Annotated in this window: 22 protein-coding genes; 8 read left to right on the plus strand and 14 right to left on the minus strand. The window is 69.4% G+C overall.

All coding sequences use genetic code 11. The features are described from left to right. Positions 1–17: 17 nt before the first annotated feature. From flgE to flgB, 4 genes are read right to left on the minus strand one after another with little or no spacing between them, the layout of a single operon-like run. Positions 18–1,259 (minus strand): flagellar hook protein FlgE, encoded by a 1,242-nt coding sequence (gene flgE, locus HWX62_RS16590; protein WP_175928068.1) that lies wholly within the window; start codon positions 1,257–1,259, stop codon positions 18–20. A gap of 27 nt (positions 1,260–1,286) precedes the next feature. Beyond that, positions 1,287–2,033: a flagellar hook assembly protein FlgD gene (locus HWX62_RS16595; RefSeq protein ID WP_175928069.1), complete on the minus strand. Its 747-nt coding sequence runs from the start codon at positions 2,031–2,033 to the stop codon at positions 1,287–1,289. Between the two features lie 55 nt (positions 2,034–2,088). Beyond that, positions 2,089–2,514: a flagellar basal body rod protein FlgC gene (gene flgC / locus HWX62_RS16600; protein WP_006477560.1), complete on the minus strand. Its 426-nt coding sequence runs from the start codon at positions 2,512–2,514 to the stop codon at positions 2,089–2,091. Between the two features lie 37 nt (positions 2,515–2,551). Beyond that, the gene (flgB, locus tag HWX62_RS16605) at positions 2,552–3,040 is read right to left on the minus strand and encodes a flagellar basal body rod protein FlgB (protein ID WP_034208605.1); all 489 of its coding nucleotides are present in this window, start codon (positions 3,038–3,040) and stop codon (positions 2,552–2,554) included. Between the two features lie 204 nt (positions 3,041–3,244). On the opposite strand from flgB, the gene flgA reads away from it, so the two are divergent. The 3 genes from flgA to HWX62_RS16620 all read left to right on the plus strand — a co-directional run bounded on the left by flgA (position 3,245) and on the right by HWX62_RS16620 (position 5,400). Next, a complete protein-coding gene (gene flgA / locus HWX62_RS16610; RefSeq protein WP_175928070.1) occupies positions 3,245–4,435 on the plus strand; it encodes a flagellar basal body P-ring formation chaperone FlgA in 1,191 nt (396 codons plus the stop codon). A gap of 117 nt (positions 4,436–4,552) precedes the next feature. Beyond that, positions 4,553–4,882 carry a flagellar biosynthesis anti-sigma factor FlgM gene (flgM, locus tag HWX62_RS16615; protein ID WP_011546419.1) on the plus strand — a complete coding sequence of 110 codons (330 nt, stop codon included), beginning with the start codon at positions 4,553–4,555 and terminating at the stop codon, positions 4,880–4,882. A 77-nt stretch (positions 4,883–4,959) separates the two neighbouring features. Beyond that, positions 4,960–5,400 carry a flagellar protein FlgN gene (locus tag HWX62_RS16620; RefSeq protein ID WP_006483184.1) on the plus strand — a complete coding sequence of 147 codons (441 nt, stop codon included), beginning with the start codon at positions 4,960–4,962 and terminating at the stop codon, positions 5,398–5,400. A 51-nt stretch (positions 5,401–5,451) separates the two neighbouring features. Here the strand turns inward: HWX62_RS16620 and HWX62_RS16625 are convergent, their stop codons facing one another. Next, positions 5,452–7,302: a M24 family metallopeptidase gene (locus HWX62_RS16625; protein WP_175928071.1), complete on the minus strand. Its 1,851-nt coding sequence runs from the start codon at positions 7,300–7,302 to the stop codon at positions 5,452–5,454. Between the two features lie 374 nt (positions 7,303–7,676). Between HWX62_RS16625 and HWX62_RS16630 the strand changes: the two genes are divergently transcribed. Further along, complete coding sequence (locus HWX62_RS16630) at positions 7,677–8,453, plus strand: XRE family transcriptional regulator (protein WP_175928072.1); 777 nt, start codon at positions 7,677–7,679, stop codon at positions 8,451–8,453. A gap of 39 nt (positions 8,454–8,492) precedes the next feature. On the opposite strand, the gene HWX62_RS16635 is transcribed toward HWX62_RS16630, so the two are convergent. From HWX62_RS16635 to HWX62_RS16650, 4 genes are all read right to left on the minus strand, one after another. Beyond that, positions 8,493–9,734 carry a multifunctional CCA addition/repair protein gene (locus tag HWX62_RS16635; RefSeq protein ID WP_175928073.1) on the minus strand — a complete coding sequence of 414 codons (1,242 nt, stop codon included), beginning with the start codon at positions 9,732–9,734 and terminating at the stop codon, positions 8,493–8,495. Beyond that, positions 9,731–10,378 (minus strand): glutathione S-transferase family protein, encoded by a 648-nt coding sequence (locus HWX62_RS16640; protein WP_175928074.1) that lies wholly within the window; start codon positions 10,376–10,378, stop codon positions 9,731–9,733. The genes HWX62_RS16635 and HWX62_RS16640 overlap by 4 nt, the downstream gene beginning before the upstream one ends. Before the next feature lie 61 nt (positions 10,379–10,439). Continuing rightward, positions 10,440–11,399, minus strand: a complete 960-nt coding sequence (locus HWX62_RS16645) for a complex I NDUFA9 subunit family protein (RefSeq protein WP_175928075.1) — start codon at positions 11,397–11,399, stop codon at positions 10,440–10,442. 57 nt (positions 11,400–11,456) lie between these two features. Continuing rightward, positions 11,457–13,409 (minus strand): lytic transglycosylase domain-containing protein, encoded by a 1,953-nt coding sequence (locus tag HWX62_RS16650; protein ID WP_175928076.1) that lies wholly within the window; start codon positions 13,407–13,409, stop codon positions 11,457–11,459. An 8-nt stretch (positions 13,410–13,417) separates the two neighbouring features. On the opposite strand from HWX62_RS16650, the gene HWX62_RS16655 reads away from it, so the two are divergent. Continuing rightward, the gene (locus HWX62_RS16655; RefSeq protein ID WP_175928077.1) at positions 13,418–14,026 is read left to right on the plus strand and encodes a 5-formyltetrahydrofolate cyclo-ligase; all 609 of its coding nucleotides are present in this window, start codon (positions 13,418–13,420) and stop codon (positions 14,024–14,026) included. Between the two features lie 74 nt (positions 14,027–14,100). Here HWX62_RS16655 and HWX62_RS16660 read toward each other — a convergent pair whose 3' ends face one another. After that, entirely contained in the window at positions 14,101–14,613 is a 513-nt protein-coding gene (locus HWX62_RS16660; protein WP_208456108.1) for a winged helix DNA-binding protein, read from the minus strand. Between the two features lie 149 nt (positions 14,614–14,762). Here HWX62_RS16660 and pxpB point away from each other — a divergent pair, with 149 nt between their 5' ends. Genes pxpB through pxpA form a run of 3 tightly spaced genes read left to right on the plus strand, consistent with a single transcriptional unit; the run spans position 14,763 to position 17,303 of the window. Then, entirely contained in the window at positions 14,763–15,419 is a 657-nt protein-coding gene (gene pxpB / locus HWX62_RS16665; RefSeq protein WP_175928079.1) for a 5-oxoprolinase subunit PxpB, read from the plus strand. Then, positions 15,416–16,483 carry a biotin-dependent carboxyltransferase family protein gene (locus tag HWX62_RS16670; RefSeq protein ID WP_175928080.1) on the plus strand — a complete coding sequence of 356 codons (1,068 nt, stop codon included), beginning with the start codon at positions 15,416–15,418 and terminating at the stop codon, positions 16,481–16,483. Before pxpB ends, HWX62_RS16670 begins: the two co-directional genes overlap by 4 nt. A 55-nt stretch (positions 16,484–16,538) precedes the next feature. Beyond that, positions 16,539–17,303, plus strand: a complete 765-nt coding sequence (gene pxpA / locus HWX62_RS16675; RefSeq protein WP_175928081.1) for a 5-oxoprolinase subunit PxpA — start codon at positions 16,539–16,541, stop codon at positions 17,301–17,303. A gap of 558 nt (positions 17,304–17,861) precedes the next feature. On the opposite strand, the gene HWX62_RS16680 is transcribed toward pxpA, so the two are convergent. From HWX62_RS16680 to HWX62_RS16695, 4 genes are read right to left on the minus strand one after another with little or no spacing between them, the layout of a single operon-like run. After that, on the minus strand, positions 17,862–19,007 hold the full coding sequence (locus HWX62_RS16680) for a TraB/GumN family protein (protein ID WP_175928082.1): 1,146 nt from the start codon (positions 19,005–19,007) through the stop codon (positions 17,862–17,864). Continuing rightward, a complete protein-coding gene (locus HWX62_RS16685; RefSeq protein WP_175928083.1) occupies positions 19,000–20,016 on the minus strand; it encodes a peptide ABC transporter ATP-binding protein in 1,017 nt (338 codons plus the stop codon). Before HWX62_RS16685 ends, HWX62_RS16680 begins: the two co-directional genes overlap by 8 nt. Next, complete coding sequence (locus HWX62_RS16690) at positions 20,013–21,011, minus strand: ABC transporter ATP-binding protein (protein ID WP_175928084.1); 999 nt, start codon at positions 21,009–21,011, stop codon at positions 20,013–20,015. Before HWX62_RS16690 ends, HWX62_RS16685 begins: the two co-directional genes overlap by 4 nt. A gap of 2 nt (positions 21,012–21,013) precedes the next feature. Then, positions 21,014–21,931 (minus strand): ABC transporter permease subunit, encoded by a 918-nt coding sequence (locus tag HWX62_RS16695; RefSeq protein ID WP_006489141.1) that lies wholly within the window; start codon positions 21,929–21,931, stop codon positions 21,014–21,016. Position 21,932 lies beyond the last annotated feature (1 nt).

A 21,932-nucleotide genomic window follows, 5' to 3' on the forward strand; every position in this document is an offset into this window, starting at 1 on the left:
CTGCCGGTTATCCGCGCTTACAGGTTGATGAGCGTCTGGTCGACGGTCTGCTGCGTCTTGATCGTCTGCGCGTTCGCCTGGTAGTTGCGCTGCGCGGTGATCAGGTTGACGAGCTGCGACGTGAGGTCGACGTTCGAGTTCTCGAGCGCGCTGCCCTGCAGCGTGCCGTGGTTCGTGCTGCCCGGCGCGGAGATCTGCGGCACGCCCGACGCCGAGGATTCCGCATACTGGTTGCCGCCGAGGTTCACGAGCCCGTTCGGGTTGTTGAAGTTCGCGAGCGCGATCTGGCCGAGCACGGCGGTCTGGCCGTTCGAGTAGTTGCCGGTGAGCTTGCCGTCGGTGCCGATCGTGTAGGTCGTCAGCGTGCCGCTCGCGTAGCCGTCCTGCGCGAGGTTGTTCACGCCGTCCTTGCCGCCGTACTGCGTCGTGCCGGTCAGGTCGAGCGTGAGATTCTGCGGATTCGCGCCGCCCGTCGTGTTCGGGATCGAGAACGCGAACTGGCCGAGGCTCGTCGTCGGCAGGCCGGTCGAAGCCGACGTCGTGCTCTGGATGGCGCCCGACGAATTGAACGTGATCTTGCCGAGATCGGTCGTCGTGCCGCCCTGCGGGCCCGCGTAGGCTTCCCACGTGCCGGCCGCCGATTTCACGAAGTACATGTTGACCGCCTGCGAGCCGCCGAGCGAGTCGTACACCTGGATCGACGTCGAATAGTTGTACGTCGTGGTGTCGGTCGGGTCGAACGGCGTCTTGGTCGGCACCGTGTCCTGCGAGTTCAGGTTGAACTGGCCGACGATCTTGGTCGTCGCGGTCGGCGCGATGTTGGTGGTCGGCGCCTGCAGCGGCACGGTCTGCGCGGTGTTGATCACGCCGCCCGCGTTGGCCGCGTAGCCCATCAGGTTACGGCCCTGCGCGTCGACGATGTAGCCGTTCTTGTCGCGCTGGAACGTGCCGTCGCGCGAGTACGTCGTCACGCCGTTGTTCGACATCTGGAAGAAGCCGTTGCCGTTGATCGCGACGTCGAGCGACGAGTTCGTCGTGTTGATCGTGCCCTGCCCGAAATTCTGCTGCACCGCGTTCAGCGTCGTGCCGATGCCGATCTGCGTGTTGACCGACGTCGCGACCGAGTTCGCGTACATGTCGGCGAACTGCGCGGTGCTCGACTTGAAGCCGACCGTATTCGCGTTCGCGATGTTGTTGCCGATCACGTCGAGCGCGTTCGATGCGCCGGCGAGGCCGCTCAGACCCTGTTGATAACCCATTTCGTTCTCCGTGACGAGACAGCTCGATCAGTTGGTGGTGGTGTCGCCGGACGAGGACGACTTCGTGTTCGGGAAGATCGACGCAACCTGGGTGAGCCCCACCGTCGTGCCGTTCGACAGCACGAGCCCCGCGGTGCCGTCCGCCTGCTTGATCACGCTCTGCACCTGCGCGGCCGCGAGCGTCGTGGCCGCCTGCGGCGTGCCGGCGCTGTTGGTGTACGACGCGCTGACCGTATACGTGCCGTCCGGCAGCGCGTTGCCGGCCGCGTCCGTCGGCGTCCAGTTGAACGGCACGGTGCCGGCCGACTGCGCGCCCGCGTTGATCGTGTTCACGACGGCGCCCGCCGCGTTCTTCACGGTGATCGTCAGGTTCGACACCGAACTCGCGAGCGACACGCCGAACGACGACGCCGCGCCGCTCTTCACCGCGACGCTGTTGCCCGGCGCGAGCACGTTGGTGCCGATCAGCAGCGCGGCCTGCGTCTGCTGGCCGGCCGCGAGCTGCGTCGACAGCGACGTGAGCGAGGTGTTCAGTTGCGCGATGCCGCTCACCGTGTTGATCTGCGCGAGCTGCGACGTCATCTGCGAGCTGTCGACGGGGCTCGTCGGATCCTGGTTCTGCAACTGCGTGACGAGCAGCTTCAGGAACGTCGCCTGCAGGTCGCTCGCCGACGTGCCGTTGGTCGACGACACGTTGTTGGTGTTCATCGTGTCGGTCGGCAACGTCGACACGTTCGTGCCGTTGCTGCCGATCGTCGTGCTGGAGGAAGTCATCCTGGTGGCCTTCTGTCGGAACTGTCGGTATCGGGTCGGGTCGGCGGCGCGCGGCTTACGAGCCGATCGTCAGCGTCTTGAGCATCAGCGTCTTCGCGGTGTTCAGCGTCTCGACGTTGGCCTGGTACGAGCGCGACGCCGAGATCATGTTCACCATCTCCTGCACCGGGTCGACGTTCGGCATCTGCACGTAGCCGTTCGCGTCGGCGGCCGGGTTCGCCGGGTCGTAGGTCGATTTCATCGGCGACGGGTCGTCCATCACCTTGGTCACGCGCACGCCGCCCACGCCCTGGCCGGACGCGGTGCGCGCGCCGCCGAGCGGGTCGGTCGCGAACACGACCTGCTTGGCCTTGTACGGCTTGCCGTCGGGGCCGGTCGCGCTGTCGGCGTTCGCGAGGTTCGACGCGGTGACGTTCAGGCGCTGCGATTGCGCGGACAGCGCCGAACCGGCGACGCCGAAGATGTTCATCAACGAAGGCATGGAGGCTCCTTGTGCTGGGCGGGATCGGAAGCGCCGCTTACGAGTTCGTCGTGATCGCGGCGATCATCGCCTTGATCTGCTGGGTCATCACGGTCATCCCGGTTTCGTAGTGCAGCGCGTTGTTCGCGAACTGCACGCGCTCGACGTCGAGATCGACCGTGTTGCCGTCGAGCGACGGCTGCAGCGGCATCCGGTATTGCGCGCGGCCGTAGTCGTCCGACGGGCCGCCGGTCGGGATCAGCTTCGCGGTGCCGGCCATGTGGCCCGGCGCCGTCGACACCATCGACATGCCGCTCGTCACGCCGGCCGGCTGCGCCATCGGCAATTGCGCGGCGTTGCTCGGCGCGAGGCCGCCGCTCGCCTGCTTCAGCGAACGCGCGAGCGTCGACGCGAAATCGACGTCGCGGGCCTGGTAGCCGGGCGTGTCGGCGTTCGCGATGTTCGACGACAGCAGTTCCTGCCGGTAGGCGCGCACGTCGAGCGCCTGTCGGCCGAACGCGAATTCCGCATCGAGTTTGTCCAGCATGTGTGCGTCTCTCCGTATGAAGCGCTGCACGCCCCTCGCGCCGGATGACGACCCGAGAGGCTTTTTTCCATGACAGCGATGGTAGGCGTGGGCCGCAACCGGCAATCGGACGAATAACGCGGCAAAGGCCCCCTCTATTCATCGTTTGCGCGACGCCCGCGCTCCCTAGAATGCGAAGCGGATCAACGGATCGAGGACACGGCGATGACGGGCGGCGCACTTCGCGACAGGAACGGGCGGCTCACGCACGTCCGGCGCGCGTTCGCGCTCGCCGCGGCGCTGTGGATCGCCGCGCCCGCCGTGCATGCCGACGACGGGATGATCGTGATTCCCGGGCGCGGCGAGACGGCCGAAACCGCGCTCGCGCACGCCAATGCGGCGAGCGGCGCGCAGTTCGGCGGCAATGCGGGCGACGCTTTCAGGACGGAGCGCGCGGCCGGCGCCGGCTACGCGGCGCAACCCGCCGCCCCGATGGTCGTGACGAGCGTCCCGCCGCCGGCTCCCGCACCGGCTCCCGCACCGGCTCCCGTCTACGCAGCCGCCCGCGCGAACGCCGGTTACGGCGCGCCGCCGCGCGCGTCGGACCGCACCGCCATCGCGACGGTGACCGCCGGCACGGCCGAGCCTGTATCGAATCCCGTGCGGCCGACACCGCAACCGGCAGCCGCCGCCCGTCTGGCCGCGGCCCGCGCCGCAGCGGCGCCGCGCACGGCGACGGCTTCCGCCAGCCCGGCTGCGGCCGCCGCCGCGGCCCAGCCCGCGACGCCGCCCGGCCAGCAAGACCCCGAAACGATCCGGCGCGCGGCCCTGGCGTTCCTGCAGCAGCAGATCGCCGGCTTGCCCGGCAAGACCACCGCGACGGTGGCGACCGCCTTTCCGCGCGGGCTCGCCGCGTGCACGACGCTCGAGCCGTTTTTGCCGACGGGTGCGCGCCTGTGGGGCCGCACGACCGTCGGCGTGCGCTGCGCGGGCGAGCGGCCGTGGACCGTCTACCTGCAGGCGAAGGTCGCCGTGCAGGCCACCTATTACGTCGCCGCGCGCCAGATCGCGCCCGGCGAGCCGCTCTCCGCGGCCGACCTGGTCGCGCGCGACGGCGACCTGACGGTGCTGCCGCTCGCGGTGATCACCGATCCGGCGCAGGCGATCGGCGCGACCGCGCTCGCGCGCATCTCGGCCGGGCTGCCGCTGCGGCAGGACATGCTGAAGAGCGCGGCGTCGGTGTCGGCCGGCCAGACGGTACGGGTCGTCGCGGCCGGCCCCGGTTTCACGATCTCGGCCGAAGGCAGCGCGCTCGCGAACGCGGCGCCCGGCCAGTCGGTGCGGGTGCGGATGGCGGCCGGGCAGATCGTCACGGCGATCGTCAAGGACGCCGGCACCGTCGAAATTCCGCTGTAGGGACGGATCTGCCGCAAGAATGTAAAGAATTGTTTATTCGGAGCATTTCGGGCTCGCGGTGCTAAAGTTCGGGCCGACCCGGCCGTTATCTGGGTCAAACCGTACAGGAAACCCATCGTGAAGATCGATTCCACTCCGAAACCGAGCCCCCTCGCGCCGACCGGCAACGGCGCGGCCCGTGCGCCGTCCGGCACGGCCCAGTCGTCCGCGCAGGCAGCCGACGCAGGATCGAGCGGCGGCGACACGACCGTGAACCTGTCGGGTCTGTCCGGCCAGCTGCGTTCGGTATCCGCGTCGGGCGACGCCGATATCGACACGGGCCTGGTCCAGTCGATCAAGGACGCGCTGAACAACGGCACGCTGACGATCGATGCGAACAAGATTGCCGACGGCGTATTGAATACCGCCCGCGAACTGCTGCAACAGCAGCGCCCGCAGGGCAGCTAATCCCGGCCTCGTGGCCGGTTCACCCGGTTTGCCGGCGCGCGCGGCCCCGCACGCACCGGCGCGACGAGCATGATGCGATGAGAGAAGAGCTGCTGGCCACGGTCAACGACGAACACGCGACGGTCGAAGCGTTCGCGTCCCTGCTCGTCTACGAGGAAAAGGCGCTGACGACGGCCGAGCCGCTCGAGATGCTGCCCGGGATCGTCGAGAAGAAAAGCGAGCTGATCGATCGGCTCGCGCAGCTCGAACGCACGCGCGACACGCAGCTTTGCGCGCTCGGCTTTCCCGCCGGCAAGAAAGGCATGGATCAGGCGGCCGAGCGCGACGCGCGCCTCGCAAGCCGCTGGCAACTGCTGCAACAGGCCGCCGAACGCGCGCGCCAGGCCAACGCGAACAACGGGATGCTGATCCGGATCCGGATGGACTACAACGAGCGTGCGCTCGCGGTGCTGCGCTCGGCGCCCGCGCCGGCCGGCGTGTACGGCCCCGACGGACGCGTGTCGGCGCTCACGCGCTGACCTGCCGGCGCCGCGCGGCCGCCCGGCGGCCGCGCCCCACCCTCCCCGTCGTTACAACAGCGGACACGCGGTGACCTGCGTGCCGCGTTCCACGCACAGCCGCTCGTAGTCGCGCAGGTACGCGCGCTCGGCGTCGTCCAGCAGATCGAGGTCGATCAGGTCCCAGTCGTAGCCGACCGTCACGATGTTCTCGAACGTCACCGTGCCCGGCTGCGCGTCGTCCGGCCGCACGATCACGATGTTCTCGATCCGCACGCCGCCCTTGCCCGGCAGGTAGATGCCCGGCTCGACCGAAATCACCGCATTCGGCACCAGCCCGTACGTCGCGCCCGGCGCGAACCGCACGCCGCCCTCGTGCACGTGAATCCCGACGCCGTGCCCGGTGCCGTGACCGAAATCGTAGCCATGGTCGCGGCACACCTGCCGCACCAGCGCATCGACGTCGCCGCCCGTCGCGGTGGCCGGAAAACGCGCGACGAGCCCCTTGATGCAGGCCTTCAGCGCGACCGTGTAGATCTCGCGCTGCCACGGCTGCGCGACCGTGTCCGGCCGCGTGCGGCGCAGCACGACGCGCGTGCAGTCCGTCGCGAAGCCGGCTTCGTAGTACGCGCCGCTGTCGAGCAGCACGAGCTCGCCTTCGGTCAACTCGACGTCGGCGCTCGCCGCCGTGTAATGCGCGAACGCGCTGTTCGCGCCGTTCGCCGCGATCGACGGAAACGTCAGCGCGAGCGCCGAGCGCGCGCCGTACGCGTCGTTGATCCTGCGCGCGAGGTCGTACTCGGTGTGGCGCACGCCCGGCTCGCCGGTCTTCGCCCAGCGCATCGTCTCGGCGATCGCCGCGCTGCTGCGCGCGAACGCGTCGCGAAAACGCTCGAGCACCGCCGGCGTCTTGCTCGCCCGCATCGCCTCGACCGGGTTGAAATCGGCATGCCGCGCATGCGGCCACACGCGGTTCACCGATTCGACGAGCGCGCAGTTCACCGATTCGAAGCCGTAGCACACGTGCTCGACCGCGAACCGTGCGAGGAAGCGCTCGAGCGCCGCGACGTCGCGCCGGATCACGTGCAGCGCCGGATACGAATCGAGCGCGACCTCGCAGCGGTCGCAGCCTTCCGGCAAGAACAGCACCACCTGCGCGCCGATCGCGAACAGGAAGCCGAGGTGCGACGACACGTTCGGGATGTGATAGCCGCGGCTGTTCAGCAGATACGCGAGATCGTCCGACGCGCACGTGAAGAACGCCGTCCTGCCGTCGGCCGCGCCGGTATGCGCGGCGAGCCGGCGGCTCAGCGCGTCGAGGTTCTGCGCGACGCTCAGGCCGGTCGTCCCGGCCGGGATCTCGACGATCGGCCGCTCGACGTTCCAGCCCGGCAGCGCGATCGCGCGGTCGATCTCGCGATCGGCGAGGCCCACCCAGTCGAGCGACGCGGCCTGCGTGTGCTCGAACAGCCGGTTGCGCTGCGCGACGCTGATCCGCCGCGCGTCGTAGCCGACCCGCGCGAGCCGGCTCGCGTGCGCGACCAGCCAGTCGGCCATCGCCTGCCAGATCGTCACGTCGATGCCGAGCTTCTCGACGCGCACGCGCGCCGGATCGCACTGCTCGTCGGCCTGGAAGTGATAGCGGCCGTCGACGAACAGCACGAACGGCGGCAGATCGAGCGCCTGCGCGGTCGCCGCGCTCAGGAAGATCCCGCAGCCGGCCGACCCGTCGAAACCGGACACCGCGTAGCGCGGGTTGTTGCTGCGCGGCAGGTATTCGGTCACGTATTCGTCCTGCGACGTGACGACCACCGCGTCGAGACGCGCGGCATCGAGCAGGCGCGACAGGCCGGCCTGCGTATCGGCGACGCACGCGTCGTACGGGGGAAGGCCGGAGAAGCTGTATTTCAGTCGATCGATCATCGGATGCCCGTCATTCGTTGTTGTCGGCGGCCGGCGGCGTGTCGCGGCATCGCGCGCGCCCGACACGACACGTCGACGCGGCGCGGGTCGCGCACGGCACGTCGCGCGACCCGCGCCGCCGGTCGGGCGGCAGGCCTTCGGTAAAATTTTTGTCTCACTTAACTTTGTTTGATGCGCGACAGAATCTAGAGCAGGTCGAAATCGAGGTCAAGCCAAGATTTTCGTAGGACTAAAATCGGCGTGCGGCCCGCGGATTCCGGCACAACGCCAATTCGCCCCGGCGACGCCGCGCGGTACAATGCGCCGGCCTCGCCTCCCCGGCGGCCGCACCGGCCGTTCGCACGCGCCCCGACTCGTTGCCACGAAAGAGATTCATGGATTCAGACCTCATGCGTATCGGCCAGCGCATTCGCCGCCTGCGCCGGGAAGCGAAGAAGACGCTGCTGGAAGTGGCGACCGAAGCGAATCTGTCGGTCGGGTTCCTGTCGCAGGTCGAGCGCCATCTGACGGGTATCTCGCTGTCGTCGCTCGTGAACGTCGCGAAGGCGCTGGGCGTGCCGCTCGGCACGCTGATCGAGCAGCCGCGCCAGGCGCAGCCCGATTCGCACGAGGGCAGCCGCAAGCCGTACGCGCTCGACGCCGCGTCGCAGTGGTACGAGCGGCTGTCCACCACGTTCGACGGCAGCCAGATCAACGCGCTGAAGGTGCAGATGATGGAGGGCTACCGTTCGGAATGGGTCGCGCACGGCGGCGACGAATTCGTGTACGTGCTGGCCGGCCGCGTCTGCTACACGGTCGGCAAGAAGCATTACCCGCTGACGCCCGGCGACTCGCTGCACTTCGATGCGCGCAAGCGGCATCGCGTGGCCAATATCGGCGACGGGCCGGCCGAGCTGATCACCGTCAGCACGCTGCCGCTGTTCGACGACAGCCGTGCGGACACCGTGTCCGCGCCGACGGATATCGGGCGGCCCGCCTCTCGCGAGCCGCGCGTGAGCCGCCGCGCGCGGGCGCCCGGACAGCCTGACCGCGCCGCCGTCGCCCGGCCGTCCAAGGCCGGCGCCGCCGAAAGGAAGGGGCCGGCGAAGCCGCGCGCGGCCACCGGCAAACGCCCGGCGGCCGCGACCCCGGCACGCAGGAAAAAGCCGTAACGACCGACGGGCACGCACGCCGCGCGCCCCGTTGCGCGCCTAGTCGCCGATCGCGAGCGCCTGCGCGACGGCCTGGATCCGCGCGCGATGCACGGCTTCCTTGATCTTCTCCGTGTCGCTGCCGATGCCGCGCGCGATCGCGCCGGCATCGACGCCGCGCGCCGCCGCGAGCGCGACGCGCAGCCGCTCGGCCTGCGGATACGGCTGCGCGTCGAGCCCGAGCCGGCCGCGCGCATCCGATTCGCACGCCTGCAGCAGCTCGGCGAAGCGCGCCGGCTTGCGCAGCGCGTCGCTGCGCTCGAAGAGCCGCACCAGCGCGGCCGCGCCCATCTCCATCACGCGATGCAGGTTGCCGTGCTCGCGCGCCACCACCAGCGCGAGATCGCGGCATTCGTTCGGCACGCGCAGCCGCTCGCACAACGGCTTGAGCAGCTCGACGCTGCGGCTTTCGTGGCCGACGTGGCGCGGCAGCACGTCGGCCGGCGTCGTGCCCTTGCCGAGATCGTGCGTGAGCGCCGCGAAGCGCACGGCCAACGAATAGCCCTGCTTCGCCGCGTAGTCGACCACCATCATCACGTGCACGCCGGTATCGACTTCCGGGTGGTAATCGGCGCGCTGCGGCACGCCCCACAGCGCGTCTACCTCGGGCAGGATGCGCGCGAGCGCGCCGCAGTCGCGCAGCACCGCGAACATCCGCGACGGCTTCGCCTCCATCAGCCCGCGCGCGATTTCCTGCCACACGCGTTCGGGCACGAGCGCATCGACCTCGCCCGCGTCGACCATCCGCCGCATCAATGCCTGCGTGTCGTCCGCGACCGTGAAATCCGCGAAGCGCGCGGCGAAGCGCGCGATCCGCAGGATCCGCACCGGATCCTCGACGAATGCATCGCTCACGTGCCGGAACACGCGCGCGCGCAGGTCGGCCTGCCCGCCGTACGGATCGATCACGGGGCCGACCAGCGTGCCTTCCGGGCTCACCTCGCGCGCCATCGCGTTGATCGTCAGGTCGCGCCGCGCGAGATCCTCGTCGAGCGTCACGTCCGGCGCGTAATGGAACTGGAAGCCGTGATAGCCGGCCGCCGTCTTGCGCTCGGTGCGCGCCAGCGCGTATTCCTCCTGCGTCTGCGGATGCAGGAACACGGGGAAATCCTTGCCGACCGGCCGGAAGCCCTGCGCGGTCATCTGCTCGGGCGTCGCGCCGACCACCACGTAGTCGCGGTCCTGCACCGGCACGCCGAGCAATTCGTCGCGGATCGCTCCGCCTACTGCGTAGATGTTCATGGTTGCGGCTCGTACTCGGCGATCACGTTGGTTTCGCGGCGCGCGCCATCGATCCACTGCTGCACCGCCGGCAGCGCCGTCACGCGCGCCGCATAGCCGGCCGCCTCCGGCGACAGCGCCGGCGCATACGTGTTGAAGCGCATCACGACGGGCGCGTACATCGCATCGGCGATCCCGAATTCGCCGAACAGGAACGGCCCGCCCGATGCCGCGATGCATTCGCTCCACAGTGCGTCGATGCGCGCGACGTCGGCGAGCGCCTCGGGCGTCGCGCCGCGCCCCGGCATCGACGCGCGGATGCTCATGCCCATCTGCGTGCGCAGCGCCGCGAAGCCCGAGTGCATCTCGGCGGACACGCAGCGCGCATGCGCCCGTTCGAGCGGGTCGGCCGGCCACATCGGGAATTGCGGATAGCGCTCGGCGAGCGTCTCGGCGATCGCGAGCGAATCCCAGATCGCCAGGCCGTGATCGTCGACGAGGCACGGCACCTTGCCGGTCGGCGAGTATTCGCGGATGCGCGCGGCCGTGTCGTCGCGGCGCAGCTCGACCACGATCTCGTCGAACGGGATGCCGAAATGCGTGAGCAGCAGCCACGGACGCATCGACCACGACGAGTAGTTCTTGTCTCCAATGACGAGCTTCATGACAGGGTTCCGGAAAACGCGAAAAAGAAAAGGAAAGGCGCCCGACCGGCGGCGCGCCGCGCTACCGGCGCGAGCGGAACCAGTCGAACCGCGAGCGCTGCGTCGCTTCGCCGAGATACACGGGCGCGATGCTTTCGAGACTCGCGGGCGAGATCCCGAGTTCCGGCGCGAGCGGCCCCGACAGCACGTTCGGCACCGACATCGTCGCAAGATTGTCGCGCGTGAGTACCGGCTCGCCGGGCAGACATTCGAACACGCTCGCCTGCAGCCGCGCAAGCGCGTCGGGCAGCCGCACGATGCGTGCCTGCCGGCCGACCAGCGTGCCGCAGTAGCGCACCAGTTGCTCGAGCGTGTAGACGGTCGGGCCGCCGAGTTCGTAGGTCTTGCCGTGCGCGGCCGCGAGATCGAGCGTGTTGACGAACGCGCGTACGACGTCGCCGACGAACACCGGCTGGAAGCGCGCGTCGGGCATCGCGAGCGGCAGCACGGGCACGGTGCGCTGCAGCTTCGCGAACGTGTTGAGGAAGGCGTCGCCGGGGCCGAACACGACCGACGGACGGAAGATCGTCAGCGCGAGCGAATCGGTCGCCGCGACCGCATGCAGCGCGGCTTCGCCGTCGCCCTTCGAGCGCTGGTACATGCTCGCGCCGTGCGGATCGGCGCCGAGCGCGCTCATGTGCAGCAGGCGCCGCACGCCGACCTCGGTGCACGCCGCCGCGAGCGCGGCCGGCAGCGCGACGTGCGCGCGCTCGAAGCCCGGCCCGTACGGCGTGCCACGCCCGCCGTGCAGCACGCCGATCAGGTTGATCGCCGCCTGCGCGCCGGCGACGAAGCGCGCGAGCGTGCGCGTATCGAGCGCGTCGAGCTCGACGATGTCGACCGGCAGCATCTGCAGATGGCGCGCGTGGTCGCGCCGCCGCGTGCCGATCCGCACGTGCTTGCCGGCGTCGATCAGCGCATTGACGAGCCGGCTGCCGATGAAGCCGGTGCCGCCCAGCAGCGCGACGGTCTGGCGGTCCATGTTCGGGTCCTCAAAAGCACACTGCCGCGTCTCGCGCGGCAGTGTGCTGATTGCGTATCAGGGCGAGATCATGCCTAGACGTTTCTTCAGCGACTGCGGTTTGCCCTCGAAGAGCGCCGCGTAGTAGACGGTGTTCGACAACACGTTCTTCACGTAGTCGCGCGTCTCGTTGAACGGAATCGTCTCCGCGAAGATCGCGCCTTCGACCGGCTGCGTCAACACCTGGCGCCACTGGCGCGGCCGGCCCGGGCCCGCGTTGTAGCCGGCGGTGGCAAGCACCGGCGAGCTGTCGAAGTTGTTGTAGATGTCCGCGAGATACCAGGTGCCGAGCTGGATATTGGTGTCGATGTCGTGCATCTGCGCACGCGAGATCGCGCCCATGCCGAGCTTCTTCGCGACCATCTGAGCCGTCGCCGGCATCAGCTGCATCAGGCCGCCCGCGCCGACCGACGAACGCGCGCTGATGATGAAGCGCGATTCCTGGCGGATCAGCCCGTACGCCCACTCGATGTCGAGGCCCGTCGACTGCGCATAGCGCTCGACGGTCGTGCGGTACGGCGACGGATAGCGCAGCGTGAAGTCGTGCTCGGCCTTCGTGCGGTCGGCCGTGTTGACCGTGCGGTCGAGCAGCTCGACGCGCTTGCCGTATTCGGCGGCCGCGAGCAGCTGGCGATCGGTCATCCCGCGCAGCGGCCAGTTCCATTCGCGATTGCCTTCGAGGCGCAGGTTCAGCGCGTAAAAACGCTGCGCGAGCGCGAAGCCCGGGATCTTGCCCATCGCGTCGATCTCGGCGTCGCTCACCTTCGTGCGCGGCGGGATCGTCGTGCGCTGGCCGAGCTCTTCGCCGGCCAGTTGCCCGTAGAAGTTGAACTGGCCGGCGACCTGCTCGAATTCCTGGTTCGCCTGCAGCGTGTCGCCGCTCTGCTTGAGCGCACGCGCATGCCAGTAGATCCACGCCGGATCGTTGCGCAGCGACGGCGGCATCTGCTCGATCGACCAGCGCACCATCGGCCAGTTGCCGGCGAGCAGCGCGGCGCGCGTGCGCCATTCGTAGCCCGGGTTCGACAGCGGCGCGTTCGCCGATTTCGCATACCAGACCGATGCCATCGGCGAGCGCTTGATCGCGCCCTGGTAGCCGATCGCGCCCCACGCGATCGCCTGTTCCTGCTTGGTGAGCGAAGGCGCGATCGTCGTCAGCATCCCGGCGGCGGCATCCGGATCGTTGCGCGCCATGCGGCCGAGCGCGATCAGCGCGAGCTGATGCGATGCGGCGTCAGGCCCGACGCCGCGCGCGAGGTACAGCGGCGGCGCGCTCGTCGCCTGGTCGAAACCGGCTGGGCGCGGGCCGAGCGCGTCGACGATCTTGCCGCCGAGCGTCGTGTAGTTCTGCTCGTACGCGAGGCGCGCCTGCTGCCACACGTCGTCGCTCGTGAACTGCTGGTTGACCGCGAGCGCGGTGATCAGGTCGACGCACGCGTCGCCATAGTTCTTCGGCTCCACGAGCAGCGCGCGCGCCGCGTCGGCGACGTTCTCGTTGCGCGCCGCGCGCGACTCGAGCGCATAGCACTTGACCTGCGTGTCGTCGTCGAGCACGAAGCGCTTGTACTGGTCGTCGAAGTTGCGCCAGTCGTGACGCGCGCCGAGCACGAGCAGGTAGTCGTTGCGCAGGCGGTCGGCGATCGCCTGCCCGTCGTAGCGCTGCAGGAACGACTGCACGGGCGCATCCGGCGCATCGACGCGCGCGCGGCCGGTCGAATCGAACAGCTGCGGCTTGATCTGGAAATACTCGACGTAGGACGGAACCGGATAGTTCGGGATCATCGACGCGAGCTGCGCGGCCTTCGCGGCGTCGTTGCGGCGTGCGGCTTCGCGAAGCTGCACGAAGATCTGGTCATCCCCGGCGAGCGTGTCGTCGTTCGGTGCGGCGCACGCGGCCGTGCCGGCGACGAGCGCGGCGGCCGAAAGCGCCAGTGCGACCGCGCGATATACTCGGAAAAGGCTGTTCGACATCGTTTTGAATGGAGCACGAAGTGAGCGAAAGCATAGCACGCAACCCTGTGCCGAACCCGAAGGTTGCGCTGCGCAAAACGCTGTCCGGCGCGCGTCGCGACGCCGCGTCGCAACCCGCCGCGAACGCCGCGCTCGACGCGCGGCTGCGCACGCTGCTCGACCGTCTGGCGCCGCGCACGGTCGGGTTCTACTGGCCGCTGCCGGGTGAATTCGATGCGCGCGACGCGGTGCTCGCATGGTGCGCGGCCGGTGCCGGCCGGTGCGCCGCGCTGCCGGTGATCGGCGAGCGTCACACGCCGCTCGCCTTTCACGCGTGGGACGCGCACACGCCGATGCGCGAAGGCCATCACCGGATTCCGGAACCGGCGTCGGGCATCGTCGTCGTGCCCGATCTATTGCTGATTCCCTGTGTGGGATTCGATCCGCAGCGCTACCGGCTCGGCTACGGCGGCGGCTACTACGACCGCACGCTCGCCGCGTGGCCGGGCGACGCGCTGCCCGTGACGGTCGGCATCGCGTACGAGGCGTGCCGCGTCGATGCGCTGCCGGCCGAGGCGCACGATCTCGCACTGCGCTGGATCGTCACGGACGCCGCGCTCTACCCGGCCGCCGGATAATGCCGCGCGCGGCGCCGCGATCGTCGCCGCGTGCCCGCGAGCGCATCGCCGCGCCGGACCGCTTCCGTCAACGTTTACAGCGACGCCGCCGCGCGCGCGGCCGTGTCGTAGAGGCCCGATGCGTGGCGCAGCAACTGCGCCGCGTCGCCGATCTGCTCGTTGGTGAGGCCGCTGTCCTTCAGCGTCTCGATCAGGCAGTGCTCGCGCACCTCGCGGTACTTCAGGCACAGGTCGCGGCCCGCGTCGGTCGCGAAGAAGAACACTTCCTTGCCGGTCTTCTCGCTCTTCACGTAACCGCGCGCGATCAGTTTTTTCAGCGCATAGGTCGCGACGTGCGTATCCTCGATATTGAGCACGAAGCAGATGTCGGCGAGCTTCTTCTTGCGTTCGCGATGGCTGACGTGATGCAGCAGCGACACCTCGACCGCCGTCATGTCCTTCGCGCCGGCCGCCGACATGCAGCGCACCATCCAGCGGTTGAACGCGTTGCCGGCCATGATGAGCCCGTATTCGAGCTCCGACAGCTCCGCGCTCGAATCGGAAACGAGGTGTTCGGATGACACGATCTTGGTCGCAGGACGCTTCATGGAAAGGCGGCGCAAGCCGGATGACAGGATGTGCCCGAGTGTACGCCAGAAGCCCCGGCCGACGAGCTAGGCGAAAACGCTTATTGAGAAGTTGTCGATATTTTATTGACAATGTGCGCTAACATTGCCGTCCGAACCGTGCCAGTCCGATGACGCAACCCCGCATTTATCCGCTCGGCGATGCCGCCCTCGTCTGCGAGGTGCCGCCGCCCGCCACGCTCGATTGCCAGCGCCGCGTCTGGGCCGTGGCCGAGGCCGCGCGCGCGTGGCCCGACGTGATCGACGTCGTTCCCGGCATGAACAACCTCACCATCGTGTTCGACGCGCTCGCCGCGACGGCCGACTCGCTCACGCCCGCGCTGCGCGATGCGTGGGAGACGGCCGACGTCGAGCACGCGGACGGCCGCGAGGTCGAGATCCCGGTCGAGTACGGCGGCGCCGCCGGCCCCGACTTGGCGGCCGTCGCCGCGCACACGGGCCTGTCGGCCGACGAGGTCGTCGCGCGCCATGCGGCGGGCGCCTACGTCGTGTTCTTCGTCGGCTTCCAGCCGGGCTTCGCGTATCTCGGCGGCCTCGATGCGTCGCTGCACACGCCGCGCCGGGCGGCGCCGCGCCTCGAGGTGCCGGCCGGCTCGGTCGGCATCGGCGGCGCGCAGACGGGCATCTACCCGGCCACGTCGCCCGGCGGCTGGCAACTGATCGGCCGCACGTCGCAGGTGCTGTTCGATCCGGCGCGGGCGCAGCCGACACTGCTGCTGCCCGGCGACCGCGTGCGCTTCACCATTGCGGGAGTCGACGCGCGATGACCCAGAACCACGCACCGGGCACCATCGAGGTCGTGCGGGCCGGCCCGCTGTCGACCGTGCAGGATCTTGGCCGCCGCGGCACGCGCCATCTCGGCGTCGCGCAGGGCGGCGCGCTCGACGGCCTCGCGCTCGAGGTCGGCAACCGGCTCGTCGGCAACCGCCCCGACGCGGCGGCCGTCGAGATCACCATCGGCCCCGCCACGTTCCGCTTCCCGCGCGCCACGCGCGTCGCGATCACCGGCACCGAGTTCGGCGCGACGCTCGACGGCAGGCCCGTGTATTCGTGGTGGAGCCTGCCGGTCGACGCCGGGCAGACGCTCGTGCTGCCGGCCGCGAAACGCGGGATGCGCGGCTACCTGTGCATCGCGGGCGGCATCGACGTGCTGCCGATGCTCGGCTCGCGCAGCACCGATCTCGCGTCGCGCTTCGGCGGCCTCGGCGGCCGCGCGCTGCGCGACGGCGACCGGCTCCCGGTCGGCGTGCCGCCGGCCGGCGCGGGCTGCCTCGCGGCCGATGCGCCCGAGTTCGGCGTGAAGGCGCCGGCGTGGTGCGCGTTCGTGCGCGTCGACGAGCCGCCGCGCCGTCACCGCCCCGCGCATGCGCCGTGGGCGATGCCCGTGCGCGTGCTGCCGGGCCCCGACTACGCGTCGTTCGCGGCCGATTCGCAGCAGGCGTTCTGGGATGAGGAATGGCTCGTCACCGCGAACAGCAACCGGATGGGCTATCGGCTCGCCGGCGCCGAGCTCGTGCGCGAGCGGCCGGTCGAGCTGCTGTCGCACGCGGTGCTGCCCGGCACGATCCAGGTGCCGCCGAACGGCCAGCCGATCGTGCTGATGCACGACGCGCAGACGACCGGCGGCTACCCGAAGATCGGCACGGTGATCCGCGCCGATCTGTGGAAGCTCGCGCAGGCGCGGCTCAACCTGCCGATCCGCTTCGTGCGCACGACGCCCGACGCCGCGCGCGCCGCCCTCGTCGCGGAACGGGCGTACCTGCGGCAGATCGACGTCGCGATCGAGATGCGCGAGGAAGCGCGCCGCCGCGCCCCATCGCGCGCGGCGTGACAATGGCGGAAGCAGCAACGAAGGACGCGCCACGCAACCAGTGGACCAGGACATCATGGAAATCGATCTGAATGCCGATCTCGGCGAAGGATGCGGATCGGACGAGGCGCTGCTCGACCTCGTCACGTCGGCGAACATCGCATGCGGATGGCATGCGGGCGGCGCGAACGCGATGCGCGACTGCGTGCGCTGGGCCGTGCGGAAAGGCGTGTCGATCGGCGCGCATCCGAGCTTTCACGATCCGGAGAACTTCGGCCGCAAGGAAATGCAGCTGCCGGCCGGCGACATCTATGCGGGCGTGCTGTACCAGCTCGGCGCGCTGTCGGCGATCGCGCAGGCCGAGGGCGGGCGCATCGCGCACGTGAAACCGCACGGCGCGCTGTACAACCAGGCCGCGCGCGACCCGATGATCGCCGACGCGGTGGTGTCCGCGATCCACGACTTCGATCCGTCGCTCGCGGTGTTCGGCCTGGCGAACAGCGTGTTCATCGCGGCCGCGCGGCATGCGGGGCTCGCGGCGGTGGAGGAAGTGTTCGCCGATCGCGGCTACCGCGCCGACGGCTCGCTGGTGCCGCGCAGCCAGCCCGGCGCGTTGATCGACGATGAAGACGCGGTGCTCGCGCGCACGCTCGACATGGTGCGCAACCGGCAGGTGCGCGCGCTGAGCGGCGAATGGGTGCCGCTCAATGCGCAGACCGTCTGCCTGCACGGCGACGGGCCGCATGCGCTGGCGTTCGCGAAGCGGATCCGCGCGGCGCTCGAGGCGGCCGGCGTCGACGTCGTGGCGCCCGGCGCGCTGCAGGCCGACGAAGGCGCGTGACGCCACGTTCGGCGCATTGCCCGCGCGCCGCACGTTTTCGTCGCCCAAAAGAAAAAAGCGCCCTCGCGGCGCTTCTCCGTTGGTGCAATCGCCGCGGCTTCGCCGTCTGTCGATTCACCCCCCGAAACCGTCTTGCGACGGTGACCGGAAAAATATTCCGGATTAAAAAACGTCCGCCGCCGCCCGATCACTGCCTTCCCCGGTCAGACGACGGAACGTCGCTTATGTGCAAGTCGGCTTGCATGCATGTGTTGTGCGACGACGATTGGCCCCGCCGTGCATGCCGCCTCTCCGCGGCCGGCACGTGCTTCACGTGCCGGCGACGCTCACCCCGCGCTTTATTTTTGCTACCCCGTAGAACTTATCTATTCTTTTCATTTTTTCAACTTGTGGGGTGAAGAATAGATATTGGCCGAACGGGATGTCAATCGTTTTAAACGCTATTTTCCGATCATTCAAGGGTTTTCCTTATCGACCGGCCCTACCGCGCAGGCGCTTCGTGCGGTAAGCGCGACGTCGATCAAACAGGGGAAGATCAGGGCGGGCTGCCGGGCGCGATCAGTTCGCGTCGACCCGGTATCCTTGCTGGCGCAACAATTCGAGCACGCCGCGCGGACCACCCAGATGCAGCGCGCCGATCGCGACGAACAGCGGCCGGTTCGGCGCGGCGATTGCCGTCATCCGTGCAACGAAGCGCCGGTTGCGCTCGTACACGATCTTGTTGTCGAGCGACGCCGACAATGCCTTCGAACGGGCGAGCCGTTCGCTCTTCGCGACGGCCCACGCGGAGATCGCATCGGCGTCGCCAATTCGCCACAGCCGGTGCAGCGCCTTGATGTCGTCGGCGTTCTGCGCAGGGGTCTGCACCATGTCCTGCGCGAGCATCTCGCGCTGTTCCGCGAGCGTCAGCCCGGTGAACGCGCGCATCTGTTCGGCGAGCGTCTCCAGCCCGATCACGCGCCCGCCCTTCCTCTTCAGGAACACGTTCTGCAGTTGCGCCTCGGTGCCGTATTCGGTCTGCAGGCCGGCCGACAGCGAATCGTAGGTCTCGACCACGAGCGCCGCGAGCCACGGCCGCATCTTGCGGATCTCGGCGAGCGCGGCCGGGTTGCCGCGCAGGCGCGCCGCGAGCCGCTGCCACAGCGGCTCGGGCAGCAGGCGCTGCAGGCACGGGTAGCGGCACACGCCGTACTTCGACACGTCGTCCTGCGATTCGAGCAGATCGTCGGGCGACAGCTCGAGCGCGAGCGTCGGCGACGCGGCGAGCGCCGCGAGGATGCTCGGCCGGAACGGCTGCGCGCTCGGGTAATCGGACGGATCGCCCGTGTGCAGCGTGCCGAGCACGTAGAGCGTGACCTTGCCCTTGGTCGCGACGTAGAACGGCATGCGCGCCGGCTGCAGGCGCACGGTGCCGCGCGACACCGTGCCGTCCGATACGGACGGCGCGTGAAAGCCCGGCAGGCTCATGCCGGGCGGCGGAACCTGCGACGGATGAATCGGCGAAGTCGCCGGCGCACGCCCTTCGGCGCGCGCCGGTTCGACGGGGACCACGACGCTGGCCGCCACGCACGCGCCGGCCAGCGCGGCGCCCGTGACGGTACGCACGCTCCAGCGCCGCGCGTGGCGGTACGCGCGCATCACGCGCGCGCTGCCTGCCCCCGCACGGCGCACGCCGGACACGCGCGCCGCCAACGCTTCAGGCATTCGCCTCCCCTACCTCCTCGGCGCGATGGCAGGCCACGCGCCGGCCGTCCACGTCGCGCAGTTGCGGCTCCTCGACGCGGCAGCGCTCGACCGCGTACGGGCAGCGCTGGTGGAACGCGCAGCCCGACGGCGGATTGAGCGGCGACGGCAGTTCGCCCTGCAGCTTGATCTGCACGCGGCGGTCTTCCTCGAAGATCGCCGGCGTCGCCGACATCAGCGCCCGCGTGTACGGATGGCGCGGCCGCGCATAGATCGTCGCCTTGTCGCCGAGCTCGGCGACGCTGCCGAAGTACATCACCATCACGTCGTCCGCGACGTGCTCGACCACCGACAGGTTGTGCGAGATGAACACGTAGCTCGTCTTGAACTGCTCCTGCAGATCCATGAAGAGATTCAGGATCTGCGCCTGGATCGACACGTCGAGCGCGGACACCGGCTCGTCGGCGACGACGATGCGCGGATCGAGGATCATCGCGCGCGCGATCGCGACACGCTGGCGCTGGCCGCCGGAGAACATGTGCGGATAGCGCTTCGCGTGCTCGGGCCGCAGGCCGACCGTGCGCATGATCTGCGCGATGCGCGCCGCGCGCTCGGCGGGCGTCAGGTTCGCGTTGATCTCGAGCGGCTCGGACAGTGTCTGCTCGACGGTCTTGCGCGGGTTGAGCGACGCGAACGGGTTCTGGAACACCATCTGCACGCGGCGGCGCAGGTCGGCGACCGTGTCGCGGCTCGCGCCGGCCACGTTCTTGCCGTCGATCACGAGGCTGCCCGCGGTGGGCGTCTCGATCATCGTGAGCTGGCGCGCGAGCGTCGATTTCCCGCAGCCCGACTCGCCGACGACGGCGAGCGTCTTGCCGCGCTTGAGCGAAAACGACACGCCGTTCAGCGCCTTCACCGTGCCCTGCCCGAACATCCCGCGCTTCACCGTGTAGTGCTTCGCGAGGCCGTCGGCCACCAGTACCGCGTCCTCGTCGTGCGAAGCGCGAGGCGTTTCATTGACTGCATTCATCGTGCGCCTCCCGTCAGGTCGAGGTTGGAAAGATTGAGCGGCTTGATGCAGCGCGCGCGCATCGCATCGTTGGCCGGCACCAGCGTGTCGAGCGCCGGCCGCGCCTTGCGGCAATCGTCGACGACGTACTTGCAGCGCGGCGCGAACAGGCAGCCGGACGGGCGATCATCGCGGCCCGGCACCATGCCCGGCAATGCGGCAAGGCGACGCGCCCCCTTATTGTGCTCGGGAATCGCCGCGAGCAGCGCTTCGGTGTACGGATGATGCGGCGCACGGAAGATGTCGGGCACGCGGTTGGTCTCGATGATCTCGCCCGCGTACATCACCGCGACGCGATGCGCGACCTCCGACACCACGGCCAGGTCGTGCGAAATCAGCACGAGCGCCATCCCGCGTTCCTTCTGCAGCTTCACGAGCAGATCCATGATCTGCGCCTGGATCGTCACGTCGAGCGCGGTGGTCGGCTCGTCGGCGATCAGGAGCTTCGGGTTGCACGCGACGGCCATCGCGATCATCACGCGCTGGTTCATCCCGCCCGACATCTGGTGCGGGAACGACGCGATGCGGTTCTTCGCGTCGGGAATACCGACCTGGTCGAGCAGTTCGAGCGCGCGCCGGTGCAGCGCGTCGCCGCGCAGCCCTTCGTGCAGCTTCAGCACTTCCTTGATCTGGTAGCCGACCGTGTAGCTCGGGTTCAGGCTCGTCAGCGCATCCTGGAACACCATCGCGATGTCCTTGCCGACGATCCTGCGGCGCGCCTTCGGCGACGCCTTCAGCAGGTCGACGCCGTCGAACGTGACCTCGTCGGCCGTCACCTTGCCCGGCGCGTCGATCAGGCCCATCAGCGCCATCATCGTCACGCTCTTGCCCGAGCCCGATTCGCCGACGACGCCCACCACCTCGCCCGGCGCGACCGACAGGTTGATCCGGTCGACCGCGGGCAGGCCGTTGAAGTTCACCGCGAGATTGCGGATGGTCAGTAGGTTCTGGGTCATGGTCATGCCATCCGTTTCAGCTTGGGATCCAGCGCGTCGCGCAGCCCGTCGCCGAGCAGGTTGATCGCGAGCACCGAAATCAGGATCGACAGGCCGGGCATCGTCACGATCCACCACGCGTTGTCGATGTAGTCGCGCGCGGACGCGAGCATCGCGCCCCACTCGGCGGTCGGCGGCTGCACGCCGAGGCCGAGGAAGCCGAGCGCGGCCGCATCGAGGATCGCCGACGAGAAGCCGAGCGTCGCCTGCACGATCAGCGGCGCCGTGCAGTTCGGCAGCACCTGCGAGAACATCAGGCGCAGCGTGCCGGCGCCGGCCACGCGCGACGCGGTCACGTACTCCTTCTGCAGCTCGCCGAGCGCCGACGCACGCGTGAGGCGCACGTAGGCCGGCAGCGCGACGATCGCGATCGCGAACATCGTGTTGGTCAGGCCCGGGCCGATGATCGCGACGACCGCGACCGCGAGCAGCAGCGACGGCAGCGCGAGCAGCACGTCCATGATGCGCATCACCGGCGTGTCGGCCCACTTCTGGAAGAACGCGGCGACCAGCCCGAGCACGATGCCGGGGATCAGTGCGAGCACGACCGACACGAAGCCGATCCAGAACGACATCCGCGCGCCGAACATCAGCCGCGAAAGGATGTCGCGGCCCGCTTCGTCGGTGCCGAGGATGAATTGCCAGTTGCCGCCGGCGAGCCACGCGGGCGGAATCTTCACGTAGTCGCGGTACTGTTCGACCGGGCTGTGCGGCGCGATCAGCGGCGCGAGCAATGCGACTGCGATCAGCACGATCACGACGATGCCCGCGCCGACGGCGCCGCGGTTGCGCGAAAAGTTGGCCCAGAACTCGCGCAGCGCGAGCGCACGGCCGCCGGCCGGCGCAGATTCGGTCGGCAGGGTATTTTGCAGATTGCTCATG

The sequence above is a fragment of the Burkholderia sp. BCC0506 genome (assembly GCF_902833145.1).
Lineage (GTDB): Bacteria > Pseudomonadota > Gammaproteobacteria > Burkholderiales > Burkholderiaceae > Burkholderia.

Coding starts and splice junctions, on each gene's coding strand:
- flgE (WP_175928068.1), bottom strand. CDS start 1,259: ATGGGTTATCAACAGGGTCTGAGCGGCCTCGCCGGCGCATCGAACGCG.
- HWX62_RS16595 (WP_175928069.1), bottom strand. CDS start 2,033: ATGACTTCCTCCAGCACGACGATCGGCAGCAACGGCACGAACGTGTCG.
- flgC (WP_006477560.1), bottom strand. CDS start 2,514: ATGCCTTCGTTGATGAACATCTTCGGCGTCGCCGGTTCGGCGCTGTCC.
- flgB (WP_034208605.1), bottom strand. CDS start 3,040: ATGCTGGACAAACTCGATGCGGAATTCGCGTTCGGCCGACAGGCGCTC.
- flgA (WP_175928070.1), top strand. CDS start 3,245: ATGACGGGCGGCGCACTTCGCGACAGGAACGGGCGGCTCACGCACGTC.
- HWX62_RS16620 (WP_006483184.1), top strand. CDS start 4,960: ATGAGAGAAGAGCTGCTGGCCACGGTCAACGACGAACACGCGACGGTC.
- HWX62_RS16625 (WP_175928071.1), bottom strand. CDS start 7,302: ATGATCGATCGACTGAAATACAGCTTCTCCGGCCTTCCCCCGTACGAC.
- HWX62_RS16630 (WP_175928072.1), top strand. CDS start 7,677: ATGGATTCAGACCTCATGCGTATCGGCCAGCGCATTCGCCGCCTGCGC.
- HWX62_RS16635 (WP_175928073.1), bottom strand. CDS start 9,734: ATGAACATCTACGCAGTAGGCGGAGCGATCCGCGACGAATTGCTCGGC.
- HWX62_RS16640 (WP_175928074.1), bottom strand. CDS start 10,378: ATGAAGCTCGTCATTGGAGACAAGAACTACTCGTCGTGGTCGATGCGT.
- HWX62_RS16645 (WP_175928075.1), bottom strand. CDS start 11,399: ATGGACCGCCAGACCGTCGCGCTGCTGGGCGGCACCGGCTTCATCGGC.
- HWX62_RS16650 (WP_175928076.1), bottom strand. CDS start 13,409: ATGTCGAACAGCCTTTTCCGAGTATATCGCGCGGTCGCACTGGCGCTT.
- HWX62_RS16655 (WP_175928077.1), top strand. CDS start 13,418: ATGGAGCACGAAGTGAGCGAAAGCATAGCACGCAACCCTGTGCCGAAC.
- HWX62_RS16660 (WP_208456108.1), bottom strand. CDS start 14,613: ATGAAGCGTCCTGCGACCAAGATCGTGTCATCCGAACACCTCGTTTCC.
- pxpB (WP_175928079.1), top strand. CDS start 14,763: ATGACGCAACCCCGCATTTATCCGCTCGGCGATGCCGCCCTCGTCTGC.
- HWX62_RS16670 (WP_175928080.1), top strand. CDS start 15,416: ATGACCCAGAACCACGCACCGGGCACCATCGAGGTCGTGCGGGCCGGC.
- pxpA (WP_175928081.1), top strand. CDS start 16,539: ATGGAAATCGATCTGAATGCCGATCTCGGCGAAGGATGCGGATCGGAC.
- HWX62_RS16680 (WP_175928082.1), bottom strand. CDS start 19,007: ATGCCTGAAGCGTTGGCGGCGCGCGTGTCCGGCGTGCGCCGTGCGGGG.
- HWX62_RS16685 (WP_175928083.1), bottom strand. CDS start 20,016: ATGAATGCAGTCAATGAAACGCCTCGCGCTTCGCACGACGAGGACGCG.
- HWX62_RS16690 (WP_175928084.1), bottom strand. CDS start 21,011: ATGACCCAGAACCTACTGACCATCCGCAATCTCGCGGTGAACTTCAAC.
- HWX62_RS16695 (WP_006489141.1), bottom strand. CDS start 21,931: ATGAGCAATCTGCAAAATACCCTGCCGACCGAATCTGCGCCGGCCGGC.